Below are 4621 nucleotides of genomic sequence, written 5' to 3' on the forward strand. Positions count from 1 at the left end.
CGCGAAGGCGGCCGTACCGTGGGCGCCGGCGTGGTGGCTAAAATCACCAAGTAAGCCCTGCACTTAGGCGGGAAGAGTCCTTCCCGCCGATTTCGTTCTTTAGGAAACACCATGAAAAACCAGAAAATCCGCATCCGTTTGAAAGCGTTCGACTACAAGCTGATCGATCAGTCGGCAGCCGAAATTGTCGAAACCGCCAAGCGCACTGGTGCAGTGGTTCGCGGCCCCGTTCCGCTTCCCACTCGTATCCGCCGCTACGACTTGTTGAGCTCGCCCCACGTCAACAAGACGGCGCGCGATCAATTCGAAATGCGTACGCACCAACGTCTTATGGACATCGTCGATCCTACCGACAAAACCGTTGACGCTCTGATGCGCCTGGATTTGCCGGCCGGTGTCGATGTCGAGATCGCGCTGCAGTAATAATCATTGGTTTCAATGACAGCCGGGGTCACTGTCTTGCTGACATGGCGCCGGCCCGCAAAGCCCTCCCCCCCGGAGGGCTTTGTTGCATTTCAAGGAGAAGCCGCGTCGTGGCATTCATTGACGACCCGCTGTTCTATCTGATCGCTGTGCCGGCGGTATTGATTGTAGGGATCGGAAAAGGCGGGTTTGCAGGTGGCCTGGGCATGCTGGCCGTGCCCTTGTTGGCTTTGGTGACATCCCCCATCCAGGCCGCGGGCATCATGCTGCCGATACTGTGCGTGATGGACGTTACCGGCGTCAAGGCATGGTTGCGGCTCTGGGACCGCGCGTTGATGTTCAGGCTCCTGCCTCCAGCCGTGGTCGGCATCATCATCGGCGCGCTTACTTTCCGCTACGTCAGCGAAGCCTTCCTTGAAATCCTGATCGGCGCCATGGCTTCGCTGTTTGCATTGCGGTACTGGCTTGGCGGGCGTGTGCGACTGGGCCTTTCCTTGCCCGACCGACCGGCATGCTGGCTATGGTCGGGAATGTCGGGATACACAAGCTTCGTCGCTCATGCCGGCGGGCCGCCACTGATGATCTATCTTTTACCCAAGAAGCTGGATAAAAGCGTTTTCGTCGGCACGGTCACCATCTATTTTGCAGGGGTCAACTACGTCAAGCTGATACCCTACGGCCTGCTGGGCCAGCTAAGCGCCGAAAACCTGGGTACCTCGTTGCTGCTGGCGCCGGCGGCAGTCGTGGGGGTCAAGCTTGGTGTGTGGATGCACGACCGCGTCAATGCCGTGTTGTTCAACAAGTTGATGTATGTGTTCCTGTTCTGCGCAGGTTTGAAGCTATTGTGGGATGGATTCTCGCAAGTGCTTTTTTGAACTTCAAGTGCCGGAATGCGGTTCTGAAAACCAAGCGGCTCGAGCCGTGCACGGTTAATGACTTATGCCGCAATCGCCGTTAAAGCAGCGCTTCAGCAGGCTCGCGAGAATAAGCAAGCCTGCCATTCACATATACTGCCTGCGTTGCCCGATCGTCGGCCATCGTCATCTGCACGAACAAAGCTTCGTGAATGTCCTTGCAGTACCGCATGCGGAAATTGATCAGTGGAGTGGAGTTCAGATCAAGCACCAAAAGATCAGCTTCCATTCCCGGCTCGATGGAGCCGATCTTGTCCTCTAAGTGCAATGCCTCAGCGGCCCCCCGGGTCGCAAGATACAGCGCCTTGGCCGCAGATAGCGAATAGCCGCCTAATTGCCCGATTTTGTAAGCTTGGCCCATGGTCTGCAGCATGGACAGCGAGGTTCCCGCGCCCACATCAGTGGCCAGACCGGTGCGAACCGGCCTGGCGGGAGGCTCTGGCTGCCTGGCGCGCTTGAAGTCGAATAGGCCGCTGCCCAAAAACCCGTTCGAGGTTGGGCAATGGGCCACGGAAGAGTCCGTTTCAGCAAGCCGTAGCCATTCGCGTTCAGACAGGTGGATGGAATGGCCGAACACCGCCCGAGGGCCCGCCAGGCCGTATTGCTCGTAAACGTCGAAGTAGTCTTTGTGCTGTGGGAACAGTTGCGCGACCCATTCAAGTTCCGCCAGATTTTCCGACAAGTGGGTCTGCATGTAGGCGTCCGGTCGAAGCTTCCAGAGCGCACTTGCTGCTTCCAGCTGGGCGGGGGTGCTTGTCGGCGCGAAACGGGGCGTTACCGCATAAAGCAGTCGGCGCCGGCCGTGCCACTTGTTCATCAGGGCCAAAGAGTCGTCATAGCCCGACTGCGCCGTGTCGGACAATTCCGCGGGTGCGTTCCGGTCCATGAGCACCTTGCCAGCGATCATGCGCATGTCGTATTCCAGCGCGGTCTCGAAAAAAGCTTCGACTGATGCGGGATGCACCGTACAGTAGACAAGTGCCGTGGTGGTGCCGACCCTTAGGCATTCCTCAAGAAATACCCGCGACACCGCCCGCGCATGGGCCGGCTCGGCAAACTGTTGCTCAGTGACAAAGGTGTACTCGTTGAGCCAGTCGATCAGTTGCGCACCATACGCACCGATCATTTGAGTTTGAGGGTAATGGACGTGGGTGTCGATGAAGCCGGGCAGGATCAGGGAGTTGGGGTAGTGGGTAACGGGGCGAGTGCCGATGTCGTCCCGGAGAAGATCATAGTTGCCCACGGCCGTTATGCGGCCGTCGTCGATCAGGATCAGGCCGTCGGATTCATAATGTAGAGCTTCGCGATCAGGTTGCTCGAACGGGTTCCCCGATAGAGTGACGACGGGGCCGCGCAAGGCCCTGGATTGGGAAGGTGCAACCATGCCTGCTCCGGTAAGAAATGACATGCCGATAGTAGCCCAGCCGGGACGTTTATCGCCAGCTGAACGACCTGCAGCCGGCTTAGTTCCTTCTGGCTCATCGTGATCATTGTCCCTATCCGCCTTCATGGTGTCGTTTACATCATTGAACCGGACATTTCTACTTTGCACATACCGGGCATTCTCACGTTGCACCAACACAGCTGCGACGACGCGCTTGCAAAAAAATAAAAAGCTATGGTATAGTGGAGAACTTAGCCGAAAAATGCTAGGGGCGGTGGTGCACCGCCTTAAAAATGTCGCGCATATTTAAATTAGCCCCGACCAATCGTAGTTGGGAATGGAGAAAACGATGTCGAACCCGACACCTACGCCTGCCGCGCATCGGCTGGGACTCGTGGGGCGCAAGGTTGGCATGACCCGTATTTTTACCGAGGAAGGCGAGTCCATCCCGGTAACAGTACTGGACGTGTCGAACAACCGTGTTACCCAGGTCAAGTCGCCAGAAGTTGATGGTTACGCAGCAGTGCAAGTAGCATACGGCACGCGCCGCGCATCGCGCGTCACCAAGCCGCAAGCAGGACACTACGCCAAGGCCGGCGTTGAAGCCGGCAGCATCCTCAAAGAATTCCGTCTCGATCCCGCCAAAGCCGCCGAATTTTCGGCTGGTTCTGTGTTGGCCGTCGATAGCGTGTTCGAGGCCGGCCAGAAGGTCGACGTAACCGGTACCACTATTGGTAAAGGTTTCGCCGGCACCATCAAGCGCCACCACTTTGCTGGTCAGCGCAATTCGCACGGTAACTCGATCTCGCACCGCGTGCCTGGCTCTATCGGCATGGCCCAGGATCCCGGTCGCGTCTTCCCCGGCAAGAAAATGGCCGGGCACCTTGGCGATGTTACGCGCACCGTACAGAACCTCGACATTGTTCGTGTCGACGCCGAACGCGGCCTGTTGCTGGTCAGGGGCGCTGTCCCTGGCAGCAAAAATGGCGACGTCGTCGTGCGTTTGGCTGTCAAAGCCCCCAAGAAAGGAGCCTAAAAGATGGAACTGAAGCTCCTGAATGACCAGGGTCAATCCTCGTCTACCGTTGCAGCACCCGACACCGTGTTCGGTCGCGATTTCAACGAAGCGCTGGTGCACCAGATTGTGGTGGCTTTCCAGGCCAACGCGCGCAGCGGCACCCGTGCACAGAAAGATCGCGGAACCGTCAAGCACAGCACCAAGAAGCCGTGGCGCCAAAAAGGCACCGGTCGTGCTCGTGCCGGCATGACGTCCTCGCCCATCTGGCGTGGAGGTGGTCGCGCATTCCCCAGCTCGCCCGACGAGAACTTCTCCCACAAGGTCAACAAGAAGATGTACCGCGCCGGTTTGCGCGCGATTCTTTCGCAATTGGCCCGTGAAGACCGTATCGCCGTCGTCGACAGCTTCGAACTCGATTCGCCCAAGACCAAGCAGGCTGCGGCCAAGCTCAAGGGCATGGGTCTCGAATCGGTGCTGATCATCACCGACGTGCTCGACGAAAACGTCTATCTCGCTACGCGCAACCTGCCTCACGTTGCCGTGGTTGAACCGCGTTATGCCGATCCGCTTTCCCTGATCCACTACAAGAAAGTGTTGATCACGAAGCCGGCTATCGCTCAACTCGAGGAGATGTTGGGATGAAAGCCGAACGCTTAATGCAAATCATCTTGGCGCCCGTCGTGACCGAAAAGGCCACGTTCGTCGCCGAAAAAAATCAGCAAATCGCTTTTCGTGTCGTAGCTGACGCTACCAAGCCTGAAATCAAGGCAGCCGTCGAACTCCTGTTCAAGGTTGAGGTCGAGTCGGTCCAGGTCTTGAACCGCAAGGGCAAGCAAAAGCGCTTTGGCCGTTTCATGGGTAGCCGCCGTAACGAGCGCAAGG

The 4621-nt window shown here is 57.9% G+C and carries 6 protein-coding genes; 5 read left to right on the forward strand and 1 reads right to left on the reverse strand.

Annotation, left to right across the window (positions count from 1 at the left end; translation table 11 throughout):
* Positions 1 to 111: 111 nt before the first annotated feature.
* A complete protein-coding gene (gene rpsJ, locus ACIY1O_RS17455) occupies positions 112 to 423 on the forward strand; it encodes a 30S ribosomal protein S10 (protein WP_319283687.1) in 312 nt (103 codons plus the stop codon).
* A gap of 110 nt (positions 424 to 533) precedes the next feature.
* Positions 534 to 1298, forward strand: a complete 765-nt coding sequence (locus ACIY1O_RS17460) for a sulfite exporter TauE/SafE family protein (RefSeq protein ID WP_397476361.1) — start codon at positions 534 to 536, stop codon at positions 1296 to 1298.
* A gap of 79 nt (positions 1299 to 1377) precedes the next feature.
* On the opposite strand, the gene guaD is transcribed toward ACIY1O_RS17460, so the two are convergent.
* Positions 1378 to 2721, reverse strand: a complete 1344-nt coding sequence (guaD, locus tag ACIY1O_RS17465; protein WP_397476362.1) for a guanine deaminase — start codon at positions 2719 to 2721, stop codon at positions 1378 to 1380.
* 349 nt (positions 2722 to 3070) lie between these two features.
* On the opposite strand from guaD, the gene rplC reads away from it, so the two are divergent.
* From rplC to rplW, 3 genes are all read left to right on the forward strand, one after another.
* Positions 3071 to 3757 carry a 50S ribosomal protein L3 gene (gene rplC, locus ACIY1O_RS17470; protein WP_397476363.1) on the forward strand — a complete coding sequence of 229 codons (687 nt, stop codon included), beginning with the start codon at positions 3071 to 3073 and terminating at the stop codon, positions 3755 to 3757.
* Between the two features lie 3 nt (positions 3758 to 3760).
* Positions 3761 to 4381, forward strand: a complete 621-nt coding sequence (rplD, locus tag ACIY1O_RS17475; RefSeq protein ID WP_397476364.1) for a 50S ribosomal protein L4 — start codon at positions 3761 to 3763, stop codon at positions 4379 to 4381.
* Positions 4378 to 4621: 50S ribosomal protein L23 (gene rplW / locus ACIY1O_RS17480; protein WP_397476365.1), on the forward strand; the 244-nt coding region annotated here is incomplete at its 3' end. The genes rplD and rplW, both read left to right, overlap by 4 nt.

It is taken from the genome of Pusillimonas sp. (genome assembly GCF_044464525.1).
In the GTDB taxonomy this organism is placed as follows: Bacteria; Pseudomonadota; Gammaproteobacteria; order Burkholderiales; family Burkholderiaceae_B; genus Pusillimonas.